Here is a 23,020-nt window from a genome sequence, read left to right on the forward strand (position 1 = left end):
AAAGGAGGAAAAAGTGCGGCAGTTAAAACTTGGCATAGTTGGAATGGAATCAAACTATGTGATCGGGTTGATGAATTACATTAATGCAGATAAAAGAAATCCATTCTTCGCAATGGCATTTTCGACAGAAGAACGATTGGAAAATTATCTGAAGGAGCACACATTAGATGCGCTGTTGTATGAAGAAAGCATGATGCCTGTGATCGTAGGACTTCCGGAAGGAAAAAATATTTGTACGATCAAGCTGGCGGAGCAGGCACCGGATAAGACGGAGAAAGAAGCAATTTACCGGTATCTGAGTGTGGAAGAAATACTGAAGCGGGTGTTGCGGATCATAAAAGCGGAGGAGGCAGAAGGAAAATGGGAGTTATTTGCGACTTATGCAGTTATCTCCCCAATCGGCAGGTCGGGTAAGACCAGACTGGCAAAAAGCATCTGCCTGATGGACGAGGTACGTGGTGGGCTGTATATCGGGATGGAAGCATATGGAGAAAGGAAGCAGGAAACTTCGGAGACAGTAACGGATAAGACTTGTGGTATGTCTGAGCTTGCATATTTGATCCGAATACAATCAGGGCAGATTTTTGAATATCTGGATAAAAGTGTGGTTGTGGAAGGAGGGATTAGCATGATCGCGTCACCGGAAGTATATCTGGATATCAGAGAACTGAACCGGTCGGATGTGAGCTGGTTCATAAAGAAGCTGATTGCATATGGACGATACACAACGATCGTATTTGATATTGATGGCAGCGTGCTTGGAGATATTACGATACTTGGTGAGTTCGATCATGTATTTGTTCCGGTTCTGGATGGCGGGTATGCAGAAGAAAAGGTTGCGGCATTTCAAAGATTGTTGGAGAAACAGGAATTACAGAAGGTAGTCATGCGGATGCAGCAGGTCGTTGTACCGGATCATGCATATGACAGTGCGGAGATGATGCAATTGGCGGGAAGGCTGGTGGGGATATAAGCCCAGAGGACAGAAAGAAATTAAAAGAGCACGTTCTGGAAGAACTGGATATGTCTCAGGAGATCATAGATGAGAAGGTTCTGGAACTGATCGACCGATCGCTTCTGGAACATCCGGATATCGGATATGTCAGTCTGGAAGGACGGATTCGGTTGAGAAAGGAATTGTTCAATGCGGTCAGACGGATGGATGTGTTATCAGATTTGTTAGAGGATGACAGCATAACGGAGATCATGATCAATGGGTACGATCAGATCTTTGTAGAGAAAGATGGACGTATTCAGTCCTTTTCCCAGAGCTTTGAGAGCGAAGATCGTCTGGCATCGATTATTCAGCAGATCGTAGCCGGATGTAACCGCTTAGTGAACGAAGCAGTCCCGATCGTAGATGCCAGACTGCCGGATGGTTCCAGAGTGAATGTGGTGCTGCCACCGGTCGCCCTTGATGGACCGACCATGACGATCCGTAAGTTTCCAAAAGAGAAAATGACGATGGAAAGGCTGATTGAACTTGGGGCTTTAGATGAGGAAACTGCCGGATTCCTGAAGCTGCTGGTAAAGGCAAGATACAACATATTTGTATCAGGAGGAACGGGAGCAGGAAAGACGACATTCCTGAATGCGCTGTCGGATTATATACCAAAGACCGAACGGATCATCACGATCGAGGATTCGGCAGAACTGCAGTTGCGTGATGTGGAGAATCTGGTACGGATGGAAACCAGAAATTCCAATGTGGAAGGCGAAAATGCGATCACGATACGGGATTTGATCAAGGCAAGTCTTCGTATGCGGCCGGACCGGGTGATCGTAGGTGAAGTCCGGGATTCGGCAGCGATCGATATGCTGACAGCAATGAATACCGGGCATGATGGAAGCCTTTCGACCGGCCATGCAAACTCAGCATATGACATGATCACAAGGCTGGAATCTATGGTGCTGATGGGAATAGAACTTCCGATGGAAGCTGTTAGGCGGCAGATCGCTTCGGCTGTGGATATTATCATTCATCTGGGAAGACTCCGGGATGGATCCAGAAAGGTAACAGAGATCTGTGAAGTAACAGGAATAGAGAATGGACAGGTTCAGTTGACGTCACTTTATGAATTTGAAGAACAGGCAGAGAAGGGCAGGAAAACCGTTCAGGGATATTTGAAAAAGAAGGCAGCTTTGCAGAACAAGGAGAAATTGAAACGGGCAGGGCTGGAATAGGAAAGGAGGGGCCAGGATGTGAAAACAGATTATACACGATACCGGTTATCTTTGATGGAAAACATTGTTTTTGGAATGGGATATCTGGTTGCGGCAGCAGTGGTATGCATTATATTTTATGATTCATTTCTTCCGCTGATTCTGATGCTGCCCACGGGTGTATATGTGCGAAGGCTGTTTGAAGAATACAAAAGGAAGAGGAGGCAGCAGGAATTATATCTTCAGTTTAAGGATATGGTGCAGGCACTTGCCGCCAGTCTCAGCGTCGGATATTCATTTGAGAATGCTTTTATAGCAGCACATGAGGAGCTGACACGGACATACGGAAAAGATGCGCTGATCGTCCGGGAGCTTGTATTGATCATGCATGAGATCCGCTTACATAAGAACATAGAAGATGTTCTTGCGGATTTTGGAGAACGCTCCGGTATCCGCGAGATCCATAATTTTTCCCAACTGGTTGCTGTGGCAAAAAGGACAGGCGGCAATATGGTACAGATCATGAAAACGACTGCGGCTGGAATTGCCCGAAAGGTAGAAGTGGAAATGGAGATTGCGACTATGATCGCAGCAAAACGGTATGAACAGAGGATCATGCTGGTCATTCCTTTTCTGATCATTGGATATCTTCGTATGGTGAACCAGAGTTATATCTGTATTTTATATGAAGGAGTGGCAGGTCGGATCGTGATGACATTATGTCTGCTGGCAGGAATCATTTCATATTTCTGGAGCAGAAAACTGATCAATATTGGAGTGTGATGGATGATGAGAGAATTAAAAAGACCGGTTGGCAGCTTTCTGTACCGGAAGATACATAGGTTTTTGAATATGAGAACGATCCGGGAACGGATGCGAAAGATCCATGTTGTACCGGAGGATGAACTGACTCGGTTATGTGAGGAATATTGTATCCGAATCCTGTCGAACAGTCTGCTGGTATTTTTTGGAACATTGGTCTTATCCGTTGGTCTGGCAGTATATATGAACCGGACAAAGACTTCGATTGTATTGAACAGGGAATCCTACGGTGGAGATGAAACAGTCACGCAGTTGGAAACAGAGATCAATGGTGAAAAGCAGATGATATCTGTGGATGTGCTTCCGTTGACCTATGATGCAGAGAGCATTGAAGAGGCTTTTGATAAAGGATTTGCTTACATTGATTCCGTATATTTGGGAACAAACGAGAATGCAGATCATATTACGGAGGATCTGGAGCTGATCGATTCTGTTGATGAACTGGGACTCCGGGTTTCATGGGAGATTGAAGATGAAAGCGATATTGTTGATTACCGAGGCGAGATCATTGATCATCGGCTGGATGAACCGGTTCTTGTAAATCTGGTGGCAACTCTGTCTTATGAAGATTTTTCGGCATCCAGAAACTATCCTGTAAAGGTTGCAGGCAGGGAAAAGAATGAGACGGAAAAGGCAATAGAGACGATTCAGGAGGCGTTAGATATGCTACAGCGTAAGTCAGATACTTCATCATTGGTTCTTCCGGAGACAGTTGCGGGATATCATCTGCAGCATACCGGTACGATGCGGCTTCCGGTACTGGTATTTGTTCTTGGAGGGATATTCAGTATTTTGCTCGTCTATAAAGAATATTCGGATATACGGACGAAGGAGAAAAAGAGAAATGAGGAGTTGCTTATGGCGTACCCATCTTTTGTGGATCTGATGAGCCTTTATATGGGAGCCGGATTAACGGTGAAGGGGTCTCTGAGTAGAGCTGTGGTGCAAAGTGACAGCCCGGTTCTGGCAGAGGAGCTGAATTATACATTGAATGAGATACAGTCGGGAATTCCGGAAACAGAAGGCTATTACCGGCTGAGCAACCGGCTGGGCCTTCCGGTTTATCAGAAGATATTTACTCTTTTGTCACAGAATATCAAAAAAGGGACAAGGGATATCCTGAATCTGCTGGCAGAAGAGGAGGCTGCTGCATTGCAGTTAAAAAAGGAGCTGGCAAAACGAAAAGGAGAAGAGGCGGGAACAAAGCTTTTATTTCCGATGATTCTTCAGTTAGGAATTGTAATGATCATAGTGATAGCCCCGGCATTGCTGGGATTTTAAAAGAACAAAAAGAAGGAGGAAACGGCAGTGGAATAGTCATTGCTGACAATAAAGAGTATGAGAAATGTGAAGAATTTTTTATTAGATGAAAGTGGAATGGGAGTTGTAGAGATCCTTTTGATCACAGTTGTATTGATCGCCATGGTACTTATCTTTCAGGAGAAGATTACAAGTCTTGTGAACAAGATCTGGACCTCGATCGGTAAGAGTGCGAAGAAGATTTATTAGTAAGGAGACTCTGCAGATTTGAAAAATAACGGACAGATTACAGTATTTTTAAGTCTGGTGCTGGTCAGCCTGCTGGGATTATTTCTGGCAGCAGTTGAGATTACAGGGATCTACATGAACAGGGCACGGGTGGCAGAAGCTGCCCGTGGTGCATCCCTCCATATACAGGCAGAGTACCAGTCCCGGATATTTGATCGGTATCACCTGTTATTACTGGATAAAAGCTATATGGGTTATGGTGAAGGAATGCTGGAGGAACGGGTATCTGATTATATGGACTATACACTCTCCGGCTATGGATTTGCTGTAGAGGATGCCTGCCTGACAGATGTGAGAACGGTGGTTGCTGATGATTGCTATGACTTAAAAAAACAGATAGAGGAATATATGACGCTGTATTTGGAAACAAAGGCACTGGAAACGATAAGCGAAGATCTGGCATATGACAATGCGGATGCCGAAGAGATAGCAGAGGAGATACGGAATGGAAAGAGCGAGGAAACAGAACAGGAAGGTAACTGGCAGGGAGAGGATCCCAGAAAACTGTTGGAACAGGAGCTTGGGATCGGATTGCTACAGCTCGTTCTTCCATCCGGAAAATCTGTATCACAAACGAAAGTATCCATGCAGGATGTACCATCGACTGCATGTGGAAAGGAAAATGTTCAGGAGAGCATGGACACTTCTTTTTCGGATATTGACCGGTTGGAAGCAGAGCTTGGAAAGGTTCGTGGGACAGGAAAATCGGAATTAGGCACGGATATCAATGGGATTCTTTACGCGATGGAGTGCTTTAAAAATGTTACGGACGCGGAGTTGGATAACTGCGTATTCCAGTGTGAAGTGGAATATCTGATCGCAGGGAAGGACAATGACTATGATAATCTGACCTGTGTTGTAAACCAGATCATACTTCACAGACTTCCGGTTAATATGGCGGTACTGTTATCGGATGCAGAGAAAATGGCGGAAATAAGCAGTATGGCAGCGACACTTGCACTTGTACCGGGCATTACATATGGAGCAGCAAAATATCTGCTTGCAGCCTGTTTTTCCTATGGAGAAACGATACTTGAGATACGAACATTGTTGGCGGGAGGAAAGATTCCCCTGATCAAGAAGGCAGCAGACTGGAAGCTGGATCTTGCGCATATAGGGAATCTCACCAGTGTAGAGCCGGCATCCGGTCAGACAGAAAAAGGACTGGATTATGAAGCGTTTCTGATGCTGTTATTAGCAGAGAAGAATAACAGAATGTACTATCGGATGTGTGATCTGATTCAATTAAATACTGCACTTGTCCAGGATGGATTTCTTATTACAAACTGTGTGGATGCATTTACGATCGATATTGATATTACAAAAGGAAAACGGTCGTATGCAACTTCGGTCAGTGCAGTTTATTAAATATAAAACATAGAAATATCAGATGGAAAGGATGGTGTTATATGCTCTCTTATTATATATTTTGGCTGCAGTCTATTATCCATGCGGTGGCATATTCCATTTCCAAAAATAATAAAATCAAAAGTATTTCTCCGTCTCTCCAAGACCTGAACAGAAAACATTTGAGCAGACAGTATGGTAAGAGAGTGTATAAGACCATTCCTTTCTTTCAGAGGATATTTTGTATATGGAACAGGCAGGAGGGTAGTGCCACGGTGGAGGCAGCCCTGATCCTGCCGCTTTTTATCATGGCAGCAGTTGTGTTTTTCTGGATGGGAAATCTGTTGCAGACACGGTTGATCGTCTATGATGCCATGCAGGACACTGCACAGTGCCTGGCAGAATATCAATATGCGTATTCATATGTACAGGATAAAAAAACAGTGGATTTACCGGGGAACGGTGTCAATGTTCTGACAGCAAAAGAAAGACTGCAGCATTATCTGGATATATCCCCGGTGGATGCTTCCTGTATTGTGGGTGGAACCGGAGGAATTCTGGTTACAAGATCAGCTTACAGTGAAGCAGATGGCTGCATTGATCTTAAGCTGCGATATAAACTGCAGATCAATGTCCCATTTTTTGGAGAACTGACCTGGAAGGTTCAGGAACAGATCCGGCAGCGTGCATTTATCGGTATGCAATTGGAAAATAATGAGACAGAAGAAAATAAATACGTTTATATCACGGAGACCGGAGAGGCCTATCATACCAGCAGAACCTGTTATCATATAAAACTTACGATCCGGCAGATTCCGGATGGAGAGCTTTCTGATAGGTATCAGAATCTGTCTCCTTGTGAGCGGTGTGCGGAGGGCAGGACGACGGATGGAACGGTATATATAACGGAGACGGGAGACCGATACCATCTCTCTGTTTCCTGTTCTGGATTAAAACGAACGGTTATGCGTGTCAAACAAAAGAATGTTGGAAGCATACCACCATGCAGCAACTGTGGTAACGGATGAAATTCTTGTAAGGGTGCAGGAACAGGAAAGGTGAAAGATATGAATTCTGGGAAAAAGGATGATCGTGGAACGATCGTGATCGAAATGTGCATTATTATGCCAATCGTGATCACTGTTATATTTGTTGTTATCAATATGATGATTGTGCAGTTGAATAACGGAATTGCAACCGGCGAGGCATATCATGTGGTCTGTAATCGGGAACGATATATGTCTGGAAGTGGAAACAGCGCAGAGGATACATTGAATCAGGCGTTAGATCAGATGGTCAGGCCATCCATGCAGCATCTGGATGAACTGGAAACAAGCGTGCGCTTTCGTCCTTCTGGAAATGCGTTACTTTCCGGTATAACAGGAACCATAGATGCAGTTATCAAATATGAAGAGCTGCACCCGGGAATTGGACTGCTGACAGATAAAAAGGCAACACAGAGAAAAGTAAAGATTGAGAAAGAAATCCGGGATATCAGCAATAATCTCAGGAGGTGGCAGTTGTATGGAAAAACATTATGACACTGATGGGATAAATGTATATCTGATGCTTACCGACACCGATTATCAGGTCTCCTATGAAACCAAAATGCTTCAGAACAACTTCATCCCATATGTTCTTCCATTTAACGTGATGTTCATAGATGGAGATGCGATTCCTTGTTATGAGGTTAACGGACTGACAGAATTTGCAGTAATAGAGCAGACGATCACGATAACTCCGGTGCTTATATTACAACTGTTTCAGGAACTGGTTATGGTATTTCACCAGCTTGGCAGATATTTGCTGTCCGTTAATAATCTGATCCTGGTGGAAGATTGTATCTTTTATGATATAGCGCAGAAATGCTTTGGTTTTATCTATCTTCCGGGATATCAGAGTGGGGTCCGGGAGCAGATGCGGAGGCTGTTAGATCAGATGATATGCAGGATGGATCATGCAGACCGGGCGGGCAGTGACCGGGTATATGATCTGTATCAGAAGATCATGGATGCAAATTATGATCTTGAAAAGCTGGTAGATTTTTTTACAGAATTCCGCACGGAAGAAAGCGGCGATACAGATGGTACGGGAAATACAGATATATATAGAACGGAAGAAACGGGCAAAACTGAGGAAGAGGAAGAGGCAGCAGGACTGGCTGCATTTTTGAGAAAAGAACCAAACCGGAATAAATGGAAGAAATCGAACCGGAACAGGACGATAGTACAGAGTGACATTGACGATGATAAGACATCGGTTCGGACGATCGTGTATAAGACGGTCGTTATTGCCTGTATGCTTGCAACGGCGTTGTTTGGGATCAGCTATGGATGGATGCAGTACCGGGCAAATGGACGGATCCAACATATGAAACCTTTATTCGGTGTATGCATCTTACTGGCAGTGGAATTATTTGTCTGGATGGAGCTGTTCTTAACAGATCAGACTGGAAAAGAAGAGGAGGTTGTTGAACCTTGTATACCGGAACAGGATATAACTATATTTCCGGCAGCAGCGGATGGAAATGGACAACCCGCAGCCGTTGATACACAACAGGAGACAACCATACTTCCGGCAACCGATCCGGTATGCATGTTAGTTCCGGTTGGAGGGCAAGCGGAAGCCACATCGAATCCGGTGATCTGTCTGGATACACTTCCAAGATTGATCGGACGTGGGGATATGGCAGATTTTTGTATTTCCGATAAGTCTGTGAGTCGGGTTCATAGCAGGATCCGATATGTCAATCATAAATATGTACTGGAGGATATGGGTTCGACAAATGGGACATATGTAAATGGTTATCCACTGCGAGTGGACTATCCGGCAGTGGTATTGCCCGGAGATATTATTTCATTTGGGAATATAGAATATGAGCTGCGGGCTCAAATATAGGAAGGAGGAAACAGCTTTTTCTGGGAAGCTGACAGAAATATATGAAACAATACGGAAATAAAATTTTACTGATCGTACTGGTGGGAATTCTTCTGCTGATAAATCTGCCATTCCATGCGATCCTTCAGACAGCATCCATGGGAGGAGATGCGGAGCAGGCGGTAACGCAGTTGTTTGAAAAGAATGCGACAGCAACGGATACGGATGCAGACAGGGCAACTCCGGAGGATGCAGACAGAGCAACTGTGGAAGATGCAGATGGGGTGGCTGCGAAAGCTGTAGATGGGGTGGCTGCAGAAGATACCGACAGAGCAACCTCGGAAGATGCAGATGCGATGACCACGCAGGATATAGCATTATCATATGAAGATCAGGCAAAACAGATCGCTACGATCTCAGATGCTATATCGAGAGATGTATATACTCCGGATATGAAAGTAGAAATAAAGAAAGAGAAAAAGTCGTATATATTTAATATAGATGCATTGGCGACGGTAATGTCCTTTCCGATGTTATATTCAGAATTTGTCGTTGGATACAGACTGGGAAGAACAAAAGCGGGAGATACCTGCAGAGATTTCCGGATCTTCAGGTATCATAGTATTACGGATTGTGAGAAGCTGTTTTCCGTATATTGTGGAGACAAGGAGCTGGATGTTCCGTGGTATGGAGAATATGTTTCGGATGGAAAGCATTTGCAGGGAACAGCAGCAACTGTATACAGTGATGATACGACAGATGGTTATATACATGCAGGCAGCGGACTGTTAACAGCCGATATCCGGAAAGCATTGTATCAGGGATATAAGAACAGGCAGTCTCAAAGCGCATTACAGGATAATCTGAATGCTATCCGGCATCATGGAAAAAGCATGAGCGGAGAAGTTCCATATACGAGAGCACAGGCAGAGATCCGGATCGGAACAGAAACTCCAAAGACAGAGCAGATTGATATATCACCGGGGCAGCCGGAGACGCGATGGAAATACCGGTATACCATACACATGGAAGAAGAGAGTTTGTTAAGCACTGTGTCTCCGGATGGAGTATATGCAAAAAGAACGAAGATGCGTACGGTCACAGGAGGTCAGAATGCGTTTCGTATCATAGTGCCGGATACAGATATTAAACTGTGGGTATGTACGGACTGGAAAGGTTCGATTGCAGATACGGACTGGAAAGCATACCGGTCAGGAGAAGAAGCTGTATTAAAGGCAGGAAGCAGATATTTCTTTACTGCCGGTACGGATAAGAAGGGTGTGAGCAGACTGTCAAAGACCTTTGCCGAACGGGATGGGTTTACAGCTTATGCTGTCTGCCCGGACAACAAAGAGATTCAGACCTGCTTTGCAGGTGTGCTTTATGAATATGCAATGGAGATGGTGATTAACTGGGGAAGTGAATTAAAAACCGGAAAACTGCATCTGACAAAGCTTGGTGATGGTTCCTTGAGTAATCTGAAAGGAATAAAATTTTACCTTTATAAACTGGACGAGCCATTTGCAGATCTGTCAGAGGGGAAAGCGGTAAAGATCGGAACATATACGGTTAATTCCAAAGGAAAAGGTGTGCCAACTTATATTACGGAAAAAGGCAGATTTTATGGAGCAAAAAGTAATTATGCCGGAGAGGATATAGATGGATCCACATGCCGGAATATCTACAATCTGCCACCGGGCTATTATATGCTGCATGAGGATGCTGAACTGGCACTGGCAAGAGGATATCTGCCCGCGATAGACCATTATTATGAAATTACAGATAACCAGCTGGAATATGAGTTTGTCATTCAGAATGTCCGGGGCGGGCTCAGTCTTCAAAAAACCAGTGACTCTCCGGAACTTACAGGAGCAGATGGCAAAACGGATGCATATAGTCTGCAGGGAGCCAGATATAATGTGTATAAGGTTGGGAAAAAGAATGATACATCAACCGATGCTTATGTCTGCACCTTTACAACCGATGCATCCGGAAAAGGAATTGTTACAAAATATAATTCGGATGCAGGATATTATCCGGTATATGGTTCTGATAACCGGATATATGAAGTGCGCGGAGTTCCGGTTGGTTGCTGGTATTACATTGCGGAAACAGGGAAAAAGAAAGGGTGGAATGGAAATGAATATTCCTATGCCGGAGGTTATATTGTAAATAAAGAGGATAAAAAAGCGGCTTCCTACTATCAGAAGTGGATCTATCTGGATAAGGAGGATGGTGGAATCGGAGTTTCAGAAAATTTGGAGAAATATCCCAAGCAGCAGATCGATGTACTGGAATCGCCGATTACGATCGGAATTCAGCTTCATAAAAGCAGTGCGATGAAAGAAATTTCCGATATGGGTGGATATACATTTGCCGATATTCAGTATCAGGTATACATGGCGGACAAGAATGGAAGGCCGGGAACCGGAAATCTCTATGTAGGTACATTTACAGTGCAAAAGGATGGAACGGGAATTGTTACAGATATAAACACGAAATTTATTCCGACCGGAGGAAATAAAACGATCGTTTCGCTTAAGAAAAAAGGGACAGATACGATCTCCGGACTACCATGTGGAAGCTATTATGCAAAGGAAACAAAAACAAACCGCTATTACAGGCTGAATACAGATCCGGTAAAAAAAGAATGTCTGTCCAGTGGCGGAAGAGAAACAGGAAAAAAAGAGATCGAGCATGTGATCGAAGTTACAGATCAGCCAAATACCGGAGAACTGTATCTGGAAAAGAAGAGCGCCGGTGAAGAATGGACGGATGAAAATACAGCATATTCGTTATTACATGCAGAATATAGTGTTTATATGGTGTCAGGAAAGAATGCTCCATATAAAGAAGAAAATCAGGTTGGCATATTTACGACAGAAAAAATGAATGCGGCAAATACCGTGATCGGAATACCGGAGATTAGGAATTCCTGCGGAACCGGAAATGCATTCCGAATGATATCAGGAGAGGTCGTTTCCATTCAGGCAGATAAGAGTAAGCATTGTTTTACCGGATTGCCATTTGGCTGGTATGCAGTAAAGGAAAAGCGTGCTCCAAAAAATTACAAACTGGATGCGGATGTGCATTATATTTGTATATCCCCGGATACGGTGGAAAACAAGATTAATGCAACCATGCAGCTTGCAGAGAAAGAAATGGTATATCAGGGAAAACTGTCACTAACAAAATATGACAGAGAGAATGGAACCGGAACTGTAAAATATGGAGCATCTCTTGCGGATGCAGTCTTTCAGGTGCGGTATTATAAGGGACTCCTGCAAAAAACAGAATTGGCAGCATCTGCTGCATACCGAACCTGGTATATTAAGACAGTATATAACGAGCAGACCGGAAGTTATGAGGCAAAGCTGGATGCAGCTTATCTTACCGGACAGAGTGATCCTCTATTTACGGATAAAAAGACAGGTGCAGTAATTCTTCCGGCTGGAACCGTGGTCATAACAGAATACCAGCCACCAAAGGGGTATATGTTGCCGGGACATGGACAGGGTTATATCGAAGTAACCGGACTGACAGGAGAGAAACAGCAAATTACCGGAAATGAAATTTTACTTCATCTGGATGCAGGAAATCCGAATAAAGAGCTGCAGACTTTTTCTGTGGAGAGTGGGAATGTCATAGAACCGGAACTGATAAAGGTGTACGAGCAGGCAGAACGGGTGGATATTGCATTTGACAAGATCAATGCAGGAACCAGAGAATCAATGCAGGGAATTGTATTTCGGATTTCGTTGCTGGATGAAGCAGGAAATCCTGTTGAGAGCCATATTGCGGTAACCGGAGTAAATGGACGTTTTGATTCGGCCGGACGTAAGGAAAGTGGTAAATTCAATATCAATGATGCTATCTATGAATACAACCAGACGCAGGAAGAAAGTGCATGGAAGGAATATGATATGACAGCCGGGATCTGGTTTTGTGGAGATGAGAGCACACAGCGGGAAGTTTTCGATGAAGATATTATGGCAGACGGAGCTACAAAAAGCGAAGAAAACACATCCATAAGAGAAGCTTCAGAAACAGAAAAAGCGGATCTGGGAGCGTTGCTGCCGGGAACTTACATGATCGAGGAGCTGCCTTGTAAAGGTAACCGGGGATTTGTAATAATGCAGCGTCAGATCGTGGACATTGATAGTGCAGAGACAATCCGGGAGCTTGGTACATATGAGAATCAGTCTTCGGAAGATACAACAGAACAGACGACAACCGAAACCACGACTGGTGACACAACGGAGACAACAACCGAAGCTACGACCGGGGACACAACGGAAACCACAACCGAGTCTACAACCGAACTGACGACTGAGATCACGACCGAATTGACAACAGAAACCACAACTGAGGCGACAACCGAGATTACGACCGAGGACACAACGGAAACCACAACCGAGTCTACAACCGAACTGACGACTGAACAGACGACGGAGATCACAACAGAAACTACAACAGAGCTGACAACCGAACCGGACACCGGGGACAGGAAGGCCCCCCCGGTCAGAACCGGTGACTCGTCAGGAGTGATCCTGTTTTCTTATATCGGGCTTGGAGCAATGTTTGGCGCAGCAATTCTTGTGATCGTAAAAAGACGGCAGGGAAAACATGGAAAAGATAGACCGGGCAACAGGAAACATTGACAGAATGAAAACGGTACTTTTAAAACTATATAATATGGTTCGTTCATGAACTTCATGTTCATCTCCAATGCCGGGTGCCTGAAACAGAGGCGTCCGGCATTTTTACTATATAGAAAAGGCTGTCCTGTAAAGTAAATAAGTGCGCTATTATGGATATATTATTAAAAGGGGACAAAAACTAATAATTGCTATCAATCACCATTTCGGATATAATATCTTTAGTTGTATTTTGGAGGAAACCGTCATGTCTTATATGGCATTATATCGTAAATGGAGACCGGATACTTTTGAAGAAGTAAAAGGCCAGGATCATGTTGTAACAACACTAAAGAATCAGATTATAAATAACAGGATCGGACATGCATTTCTCTTCTGCGGAACAAGAGGAACCGGAAAGACATCGATAGCAAAGTTGTTTGCAAAAGCAGTAAACTGTGAGCATCCGGTAAACGGAAGCCCATGCAATGAATGTGCGGCATGTCGTGCGATCGCAGATGGATCATCTATGAATGTGATCGAGATTGATGCAGCATCAAACAATGGTGTGGATAATATCCGTCAGATCCGGGAGGAAGTACAGTATTCACCATCAGAAGGAAAATATAAGGTATACATTATAGATGAGGTTCATATGCTGACACAGGGAGCGTTTAATGCTCTGTTAAAGACATTGGAGGAACCACCGTCTTATGTCATTTTTATACTTGCAACAACAGAATCCCATAAGATTCCGATCACAATATCTTCCAGGTGTCAGAAATACGAGTTCCGGCGGATCTCGGTGGAAACAATCAGTGACCGTCTGATGGAGCTGCTTGGAAGAGAACAGATTGCGGCAGAGAAAAAAGCAATTGATTACGTTGCCAAGGCTGCAGATGGATCAATGCGTGATGCACTCAGTATTCTGGATCAGTGTATCGCATTCAACATTGGCAAGGAGCTTACTTATGAAAATGTACTGGATACGATCGGAGCAGTTGATATCGATGTATTTGCCAGATTGTTAGATTGTGTGATTCAGCTGGATGTTGTCGGTGCGATCGATCTGGTGGATGAGGTAGTATGGCAGGGACGGGAATTGTCCAGATTTGTATCAGAATTTACATGGTTCCTTCGAAATGTATTGCTGGTGAAGGTTTCACCGGAGGCTGATCAGAAGCTTGATATGTCGGTGGAGAATCTGGAACGGTTAAGACAGCTTGCTGCACAGCTCGAAACAGATGCACTTATCCGGTATATCAATATATTTTCGGACACCTCTGCAAATATCAAATATGCAGTACAGAAGCGTATTGTTTTAGAACTTGCAGTGATCAAATTATGCAAGCCTGAGATGGAAACCGATTACAGCGCGCTTCTTGACCGGGTCAGAGTTCTGGAACAGAAGTTAGAGAATGGAGCCGCCGGATCGGTGGTTAGCGGGAATAATAACGGTGAAGGAAGTTCAGCATCGGCAGGCGTTACAGCATCGGCAGGCGAGGCAGTGCAGGGAGCCGGAGCAGTATCACAGGAACTGCTGGATCAGATCTGTGCAAGACTGAAGCAGGAAGGAATGCAGATAGGAAATGCACCTGCGATGGGAGATGCAGAGATAGAAGCGGCATCGAAGAAGCTGTCCGAGCAACTGAAAAAAGAACTTCCGGAAGCAAATTACAATGAATTAAAAGAATTCGTAGAACAATGGGATATCATTATGGAAGGATATCAGAATATTACGAAGAAGTTTCTGGAAAAAGCAAGGATCAATATGAACGAAGCCAGAGATGGTCTGTATCTGGCATATGTCCAGAATGAAGAGAACAAGCAGGCAATCGCTTATTTTGAAGGAAAAGAGCGGATGGCGGCATTGCGAGAGCACATCGAACAGGTGACCGGCAGACAGGTGAAGATCGAACTGAAGGTCGTGTCGAAGAACAGCGAAGCGGCACAGGAGATCGAGGCGAATGACCTGTCGAAGATTAATTTTGCTATTCAGTATGAATAAAAATATAAAAAAGAGCTAAGAATCAAGGAGGATATATAAGATGGCTAAAAGAGGCGGCTATAACATGGGTATGATGCCTGGCAATATGAACAACTTAATGAAGCAGGCACAGAGAATGCAGAAGCAGATGGAGACAACAACCAAGGAGCTGGAGGATAAGATCTATGAATCTTCCGTTGGTGGCGGCGTTGTAACAGCAAAGGTTTCCGGTAAGAAAGAACTGATGGAGATCAAGCTGGATCCAGAGGTTGTTGATCCGGATGATATCGAGACATTAGAGGATCTGATCATTTCTGCAGTAAATGAAGCATTCCGTATGCAGGATGAAGATTATCAGGAGAATATGAATAAGATTTCCGGCGGTATGGGTCTTGGAGGCTTACCGTTCTAATGGATATATATGGTGGAGAAGTAAACCGTCTGATCGAAGAGCTTGGCAGACTTCCCGGTATCGGAGCAAAGACAGCACAAAGGCTGGCATTTTATATCATCAGTATGCCGGAAGAACGAGCACAGGCACTTGCCGATTCAATCGTAAATGCAAAGAAGAAGATTCGATACTGCAATAACTGTTATACGATCACAGACAGTGATCTTTGTCCAATCTGCAGATCTGCAAATCGGAATCATAAGGTGATCATGGTGGTAGAAACACCGAGAGATCTTGCAGCATATGAGCGGACGAATCAGTACGATGGTGTATATCATGTTCTTCATGGAGTGATCAATCCGGCACTCGGAATCGGACCTGCGGATATCAGAATCGCAGAACTGATGAAGCGGTTGCAGGGGGATGTGGATGAGCTGATCATTGCAACAGGCTCCGGTCCGGAGGGAGAAGCAACGGCGATGTATATATCAAAGCTGGTCAAACCGGCAGGGATCAAGGTCAGTAGGATCGCAAGCGGTGTACCGGTTGGCGGAGATCTGGAATGTATTGATGAAGTGACACTGCTCCGGGCATTGGAAGGACGCGTATATTTATAGGAACAATTAAATAGTATTTTACATAAAAAAGAAGAAAGAGGTGTTTAGGGATGTTGCGAGTTGGATTACTTACCAGTGGTGGCGATTGTCAGGCACTGAATGCAACCATGCGTGGTGTAGCAAAAGGATTGTACGAGTTATTTGATGAAGTAGAGATCTATGGTTTCCTGAATGGATATAAGGGCTTGATGAGAGCACAGTATATCAAGATGATGCCGGATGACTTCTCAGGCATTATGACAAAGGGTGGAACGATTCTTGGAAGTTCCAGACAGCCATTTAAGCTTATGGGGGAGCCTACAGAGGATGGTCTTGATAAGGTGAAATCCATGAAGGACACATATAAAAAACTCAAACTGGACTGTTTATGTGTATTAGGAGGAAATGGTTCCCAGAAGACAGCAAATCTGTTAAGTGAAGAGGGCTTAAATGTAATTGGTCTTCCAAAGACGATCGATAATGACCTCTGGGGAACCGATATGACATTTGGTTTCCAGAGTGCGGTAGATGTGGCAACACAGACGATTGACTGTATCCATACAACAGCAGCATCCCATAACCGTATCTTTATCGTAGAGATTATGGGTCATAAGGTTGGCTGGATCACATTACATGCCGGTATTGCAGGTGGAGCAGATGTTATCCTGATCCCTGAGATTCCGTATGATATCAAGAAGGTATACGAGGCAATCGACAAGAGAACAAAGAATAATAAAGGATTTACGATTGTTGCAGTAGCAGAAGGAGCAATCTCCAAAGAGGTTGCAGAGCTTCCAAAGAAGAAGAGAAAAGAAGCAATTGCAAATTCTCCGTATCCATCTGTTGCATATGAGATGGCGGACAAGCTCAAGGAGTTCACAACACAGGATATCCGCATTGCGATTCCTGGTCATACACAGCGAGGCGGAAGCCCATGTCCATATGACAGAGTGATTTCATCCAGATTCGGGGCAAAGGCAGCCGAGCTGATCAAAGCAAAGGATTTTGGAAAACTCGTTGTATTCAAGGACAATAAAGTAACTGCGATTCCGTTATCAGAGTCAGCAGGAAAACTCAAATATGTATCTCCGGACGATGATACCGTTCTTGCAGCAAAGACATTAGGTATCTCATTTGGTGATTAATTTCAGTTCAAATAAGAAATGGCAGTAACATAATCTCTCTGTCTGCATATATACTATATAGGAATAAGAATGCAGGCAGGGAGATTTATATGCAGAATGAATTTAAATACATTCCATATGACAGAAAGGATACGAATATCCGTGGATTGATAAAAAATGGAAATGTATATAATCTGACACGGAGCATGTCGGGGCTTTTGCTGCCGGATGATCCAAATGAGGAACAGTCAAGAGCAGAAAAGGACTGGGCATATCTGAAGGAAATGTATCCGGAACGGGTACGGCGTATCAGTGCAATGGTGGAAGAAGAATGTGATAAATTAGAATATGCAGGAAGCCCGATGTTTGCGGAATATCCAGATCCGGAGGTGATCCGTAAGATCGCACGGGATGTCTATGCAGAGCTTCCGGATCCATATGTAGATATTCATCTGGATATGGAGGCTGCGCCATCTGAACCACCGTATGTTCCAAAAGGAAAAGGCTGTGGTAACTGCATGATGCGGAATCTGATAGAAACATTGATCTGTAATGAATTTTACTGTAGACGGGAACGCTACAGAAGATGTAGGAGACGATTTTACCTGTGAAGAAAATAGGAACACTTGTTATAAGAATAATAGTAATGGCAGTTTTCTTTGTGATTACTATTTTTTTAGTTGATAAATTTCAGAATAGACAGTATAAGAATCTGGCAATGGAGATGGAAAATGCCACCTTGCCTTTAGTATATGTAGACTATGAGGGCAGATATATCAACTGCCTTCATGGCTATACAACCGTAGTCGATACAACTATGCTTCGTGACTGTATTACTCCGGTGACAGATGACAAAAAAGTAACGTTTGCAGTAGATGACAAAAATGGTTATGCAAAGACCTACAGCTATGAGCTGCGGTCGATCTCAAGCGATTCTCTGATTGAGAACGGGGATCTGACATCCGATACAGAGGAGAATGGATACCGGATATTTGATATTGATATCCGTATGGATATCAAGCCGGATACGGAATACATGCTGGTATTCAAATTAGATGGAGCGGATGGACAGACCGTACGTTACTATACCCGTATCGTTGTAAATGACAATTATCATGCGTCCGAGCTTCTGGACTTTGTGGAACAGTTCAATGCTTCGACATTTGACTACGAGGCAAATGAAGAAGGCTCCTTCATCTATCCATACATGCAGGTATATAAAGGACAGGATGATGACAGCCTTTCTATGGGACATCTGAATCTGACAAGCAGCTACAAAGAGCTTGTCTGGAGTGGAGTGAATCCGGTTCGGATAACTTCGATCATTCCACAGATCAAGGAAATTGATGTCAATTATGCAGTAATTGAACTGGATTATGTGACCATGGCAGAAAACACCGATGGCGAGTCAGATTATTATTCGGTCAGGGAATATTATCGTGTCAGCTATAAAGAGCCAGAGACAGAAGACGATACAGAAACAGCCACCGGAGCAGAGGATGCTGAAGCATCAGAGGATACCGGGGAAGCAGATAACGCAGGCACAATATCCGTTATGAACTTTGATCGTTATATCGACGAGTATTTCAACCGGACAGGTGTCGATAATAAAAATAATGTGTATGAGATCGGGGTTGTTCTTGACGAAAAGCTGGATTATCGTTACAGCTCAGATAATAAGAAAATCGGTTTTGTCAGAAACGGACAGCTCTGGCTGTATAATTATTCAGAAAATCAGATCTCCATGGTATTTGGATTCTGGATGGATGATGTGGAAAATGTCAGAAACACATACAACAATTATGGTATCAATATGATCTCCATGGACGATGATGGCAATATGATATTTGCAGTATATGGCTATATGAACCGTGGTGCTCATGAAGGAAAGCTGGGAATCAGTCTGTGTTCTTACGATGCAGCAGAGCAGGAGGTTACGGAGCTGGTATTTGCAGAATGTAATGAACCATATGCAGCCATGAAAGATGAAGTGTCCAGACTGACCTATTATGATGGAACAAACTTTTATTTTATGCTTGGCAACAAGGTGAACTGTATTAACGTGGAAGCAAAACAGTTATCCTATTATGTAGATCATGTATCGCTCGATCATGTATATGTATCCGATGATATGCAGGTAATGGCATATGATTCATCGGATCAGGCAGCCGATAATGCGACATTGACGCTGGTTAATTTTGCAACCGGACAGACCTATACGCTGGATGCTGGAGCAGGAAAGAGTCTGGTCTGCTATGGATTTAAGAACCGGGATCTGATATATGGGATCTGTAATACGGCTGACAGTGATATTTCTATAGATAAAGATTCCTTTGCAAAAAAGAATCTGAGTGAAAAGGTATACAGCCGGATCCCATCATACAAATTATTTATCGTGGATGAAAATGGAAACCAGATCAAAGAATATCAGAAGGACGACAATTATATCATAGATATCAGCGTAGAGGATGATCTGATCTATATGACCAAAGGATCCAAGAAAACAGACAGATTCCGGTTGGCAGAGGATGACTTTATCACCTATAAAGAAAGCGACGATGTAAAACGAGTTGATATCACGACAAAAACAACATCAGGAATTGCGAAGCTGTATTTTACAGTACCGTCAAACATATATCTGACCTATATTCCGTATCTGAATATCACAAAGAACACGGTGGGAGATCGTTCATCAGATATGCTGATCACGGTAGAAGATGAATATGCAGGCTATATGGTATATGATAATCTGGGACTGACCGGAATCTATGAAAAGGCAGGAGATGCAATCAACCGGGCAACGCAGATCGCAGGTATTGTTGTTTCCAAGGATGGAGAAATCGTATACAGGCAGTCGGAGATGCAGGCATATAATACGATCGCATCGTCAATCTATCACCAAAGCTCCGGCAGTGTGGATGCATCCTTGTGGGATTGTGTATATATGACACTGATCTATGAGGGTGTGACTGATCTCACATATGAAGATATGAAAGCATCCGGTACAGATCCGGTACAGGTGCTGACAGAGCTTGGAAAATATCCGGGAGCAGATATTTCAGGAATCTCGCTGGATCTGGTATTTGGATATATCAGTAATGGTATTCCGGTTATCAGTCGTATCAATGATGGAAGATATGTAATGGTCGTAAGCTATAACAGTGAAGCGGTTCGTTATTATGATCCGGTACTGGATACGGAAGTCCGGGTATCAAGAAAAGAATATGAAGCTGCCATGAGTCAGGGAAATAATGAACTGTATTCCTATGTTCAGGAGTAGAAATAAAAAGATATACAGAAAAACAGATCCGTCGGAGGACATCATTGTTTTTCTGTATAAGACAAAAAGAAAAGCTGCCGATTCCGGCAGCTTTTCTATATTATGATAACAACGTTCTGTGTGGATTACTCCTCTGAAATTGTTCCAACAGGACATGAACCTGCACATGCACCACATGAAATACACTGTGAACCATCAATAACGAAAACACCACCGTTATCGCTAATAGCTCCAACAGGGCATGAACCTGCACATGAACCACAACCGATACATGAATCACCAATTACGAATGCCATATGATTGTCCTCCTTTTAGTAATAATAATCACATCTCGTTACCTATTTTAAATCAAAAAGTTTCTTATATCAAGTGAATTGAGATGATTTGTAAAAAATTAGTTCCTGCTAACTTGAGTCTGCCTATCTTTTTCCTATAAAGGGATAGACATTTAAAAATGTGTATACTATAATGGTGAAGATATTTTTAAAATCGAAAAATGTCATATCAGATTAAGAAAGATTATAGGAAACAGGAGGAAATATACACATGGCAAAGATCAGTAAAGATATGCTTATAAATGATATTTTAGCAGTAGATGCAGGAAATGCAGCAATTCTTATGGCAGCAGGTATGCATTGTATCGGATGTCTTGCAGCAGCAGGTGAAACTCTTGAGGAAGCAGCAGCCGTTCATGGTCTGGATCCGGTAGAGCTTGAACTTGAGATCAATGACTACCTTGCAAAGAAAGAAGAACAGGCACAGGCATAATTCATATAGAATATGTATCTGGCCAGACGAAAAATACGGCGGAATCCAATGAAAAAAAGGATCCGCCGTATTTGTTTTGTCAAATCAGTTTTCTTAAAAATTACAGAGCAGACAGAGTCTGAACTGCTTCCTCTTCAATGATCGTTTTAAAATGCTCTTTGAAATGATATGGCATGGCATCTGTTATTTTCTGTGCTGTGCCGTATTCTCCAAGAATGTAACATACCCGGTTGAATTCGGGAATAGTATTCTTATCATTTGTAAATAACAGATAAAAACGTTTATTAACCGGATTCTTATAGAGTGTGTTGCTGCTGAAGTAAAAACTTGCAACCTGTTTGGATGCGTTGATAACGGTATTTAACGAGTCGAATACAAGCAGTCTCGTTAAAGTCTGTGGAGCATCCTCTTCCTGTTGTGTCTGTTTTACAGGTGCTTTTGCGCTGGATGGAATATCGGTTGAAATCTCGATATTCTTACCTGCAAGACCTGTCAGATTATTTACAAAACCTTCCAGAGCATTAAAAATTGCCTCCGGAATCTGGGATTCATCGCCATTTATACCGATATCGATATGACCGGATATTACATTATCATCAGATGGGGGATAGTCCTCATCTTCGTATTCATCATCCATATCATCGTCATAATCGGTGTCGTCATCGTCATTATTTCTGGTAAATCTGGAAAAACGTGTATCCAATTCTTCCGGATCTTCTACCTTTGTGACAATTAAAATAAGACAATCTGATGAAATCGGTATAGCTTCGATCATCAGTGGTATATCATCAACCTCAAATCCGAGTTCGTTTGATGCCTGCTGCATCATCTCACGAAACAGTTCTTTTGCTTTTGGAGATCCATAAGCCAGCTCGGAAATCTTTAATTGTTTGTCTGCTAAATCTGCTTTATTCAAAGTACATCTGATCTGATTTTCACTTAAGCGTTCAATCTTCAATAGAATCACCCCATTTCTGATAGAATACCCATGAAGGGTAGAAAATAAGTCATACAATTGTGTATTAAAACGCACCTATAGTTTACCATATTTAACTGACAAGTAAATAGGATATAATGTGAAAAATTCAAAAATAATTTATAAAATCCTGTCGAATATGAATAAAAAATAATTCCACAGTATAAATTATGTATATATGGATCAGAATGTGAAAATGAGCAGAATAGGACAGAAAATATCAGAAAAGATTAATTTTTCATAAAGTGATTGGCAGGCGTACAAATATAATGTAATATAAGAGCAGACATCTTATGAACCCTTCATCGGTTCGCTGCAGACAGATTCCGGTCTGCATAATTCCGTTTCTGGCAGACAGATATTGCTTATTACATATAGATATGAAAAGAAACACGAAAACAATGGTGTATTTGTGCCATTGGTTTGTATATAAGATTAATATTGACACATCACAGCACGAATATGTAAAAAAGCAAATGGGAATAAAATGAAAAAATGTATCGA

The 23,020-nt window shown here is 42.9% G+C and carries 19 protein-coding genes; 17 read left to right on the forward strand and 2 right to left on the reverse strand.

Annotation, left to right across the window (positions count from 1 at the left end; genetic code table 11):
- Positions 1-13: 13 nt before the first annotated feature.
- From DXB77_RS12160 to DXB77_RS12235, 16 genes are all read left to right on the forward strand, one after another.
- Positions 14-973, forward strand: coding sequence for a hypothetical protein (locus DXB77_RS12160; RefSeq protein WP_117808570.1), 960 nt, complete (start codon positions 14-16; stop codon positions 971-973).
- 50 nt (positions 974-1,023) lie between these two features.
- Positions 1,024-2,184, forward strand: coding sequence for a CpaF family protein (locus DXB77_RS12165; protein WP_117808571.1), 1,161 nt, complete (start codon positions 1,024-1,026; stop codon positions 2,182-2,184).
- 18 nt (positions 2,185-2,202) lie between these two features.
- Positions 2,203-2,946, forward strand: a complete 744-nt coding sequence (locus tag DXB77_RS12170) for a type II secretion system F family protein (protein WP_117808572.1) — start codon at positions 2,203-2,205, stop codon at positions 2,944-2,946.
- 3 nt (positions 2,947-2,949) lie between these two features.
- On the forward strand, positions 2,950-4,266 hold the full coding sequence (locus DXB77_RS12175; protein ID WP_021943395.1) for a type II secretion system F family protein: 1,317 nt from the start codon (positions 2,950-2,952) through the stop codon (positions 4,264-4,266).
- A gap of 57 nt (positions 4,267-4,323) precedes the next feature.
- Positions 4,324-4,494, forward strand: coding sequence for a Flp1 family type IVb pilin (locus DXB77_RS12180; RefSeq protein ID WP_117784748.1), 171 nt, complete (start codon positions 4,324-4,326; stop codon positions 4,492-4,494).
- 18 nt (positions 4,495-4,512) lie between these two features.
- Positions 4,513-5,901 (forward strand): DUF5702 domain-containing protein, encoded by a 1,389-nt coding sequence (locus DXB77_RS12185; protein WP_118663460.1) that lies wholly within the window; start codon positions 4,513-4,515, stop codon positions 5,899-5,901.
- Between the two features lie 254 nt (positions 5,902-6,155).
- On the forward strand, positions 6,156-6,908 hold the full coding sequence (locus DXB77_RS12190; RefSeq protein WP_207665163.1) for a TadE family protein: 753 nt from the start codon (positions 6,156-6,158) through the stop codon (positions 6,906-6,908).
- A gap of 39 nt (positions 6,909-6,947) precedes the next feature.
- Entirely contained in the window at positions 6,948-7,421 is a 474-nt protein-coding gene (locus DXB77_RS12195) for a hypothetical protein (protein WP_117808574.1), read from the forward strand.
- Positions 7,405-8,778, forward strand: coding sequence for a DUF6382 domain-containing protein (locus DXB77_RS12200; RefSeq protein ID WP_118663464.1), 1,374 nt, complete (start codon positions 7,405-7,407; stop codon positions 8,776-8,778). The genes DXB77_RS12195 and DXB77_RS12200 overlap by 17 nt, the downstream gene beginning before the upstream one ends.
- A 41-nt stretch (positions 8,779-8,819) precedes the next feature.
- On the forward strand, positions 8,820-13,418 hold the full coding sequence (locus tag DXB77_RS13075) for a prealbumin-like fold domain-containing protein (protein ID WP_182439491.1): 4,599 nt from the start codon (positions 8,820-8,822) through the stop codon (positions 13,416-13,418).
- 244 nt (positions 13,419-13,662) lie between these two features.
- Complete coding sequence (gene dnaX, locus DXB77_RS12210) at positions 13,663-15,402, forward strand: DNA polymerase III subunit gamma/tau (RefSeq protein WP_118663466.1); 1,740 nt, start codon at positions 13,663-13,665, stop codon at positions 15,400-15,402.
- 40 nt (positions 15,403-15,442) lie between these two features.
- Positions 15,443-15,793, forward strand: coding sequence for a YbaB/EbfC family nucleoid-associated protein (locus tag DXB77_RS12215; protein ID WP_008400312.1), 351 nt, complete (start codon positions 15,443-15,445; stop codon positions 15,791-15,793).
- Positions 15,793-16,389: a recombination mediator RecR gene (gene recR / locus DXB77_RS12220; RefSeq protein ID WP_118663468.1), complete on the forward strand. Its 597-nt coding sequence runs from the start codon at positions 15,793-15,795 to the stop codon at positions 16,387-16,389. Before DXB77_RS12215 ends, recR begins: the two co-directional genes overlap by 1 nt.
- A 50-nt stretch (positions 16,390-16,439) precedes the next feature.
- Positions 16,440-17,513 (forward strand): 6-phosphofructokinase, encoded by a 1,074-nt coding sequence (locus tag DXB77_RS12225; RefSeq protein ID WP_021944221.1) that lies wholly within the window; start codon positions 16,440-16,442, stop codon positions 17,511-17,513.
- Between the two features lie 89 nt (positions 17,514-17,602).
- Positions 17,603-18,103: a hypothetical protein gene (locus tag DXB77_RS12230; RefSeq protein WP_021944220.1), complete on the forward strand. Its 501-nt coding sequence runs from the start codon at positions 17,603-17,605 to the stop codon at positions 18,101-18,103.
- Positions 18,100-20,772, forward strand: coding sequence for a hypothetical protein (locus tag DXB77_RS12235; RefSeq protein WP_118663470.1), 2,673 nt, complete (start codon positions 18,100-18,102; stop codon positions 20,770-20,772). The genes DXB77_RS12230 and DXB77_RS12235 overlap by 4 nt, the downstream gene beginning before the upstream one ends.
- Before the next feature lie 125 nt (positions 20,773-20,897).
- Here DXB77_RS12235 and DXB77_RS12240 read toward each other — a convergent pair whose 3' ends face one another.
- The gene (locus DXB77_RS12240) at positions 20,898-21,068 is read right to left on the reverse strand and encodes a 4Fe-4S binding protein (RefSeq protein ID WP_004852414.1); all 171 of its coding nucleotides are present in this window, start codon (positions 21,066-21,068) and stop codon (positions 20,898-20,900) included.
- 250 nt (positions 21,069-21,318) lie between these two features.
- Here DXB77_RS12240 and DXB77_RS12245 point away from each other — a divergent pair, with 250 nt between their 5' ends.
- Positions 21,319-21,540 carry a DUF1858 domain-containing protein gene (locus DXB77_RS12245; RefSeq protein WP_021944218.1) on the forward strand — a complete coding sequence of 74 codons (222 nt, stop codon included), beginning with the start codon at positions 21,319-21,321 and terminating at the stop codon, positions 21,538-21,540.
- A 100-nt stretch (positions 21,541-21,640) separates the two neighbouring features.
- On the opposite strand, the gene DXB77_RS12250 is transcribed toward DXB77_RS12245, so the two are convergent.
- Positions 21,641-22,498, reverse strand: coding sequence for an adaptor protein MecA (locus DXB77_RS12250; RefSeq protein WP_117784703.1), 858 nt, complete (start codon positions 22,496-22,498; stop codon positions 21,641-21,643).
- Positions 22,499-23,020: the final 522 nt, after the last annotated feature.

The organism is Clostridium sp. OM05-9 (genome assembly GCF_003481465.1).
Taxonomy (GTDB): Bacteria; Bacillota; Clostridia; order Lachnospirales; family Lachnospiraceae; genus Coprococcus; species Coprococcus ammoniilyticus.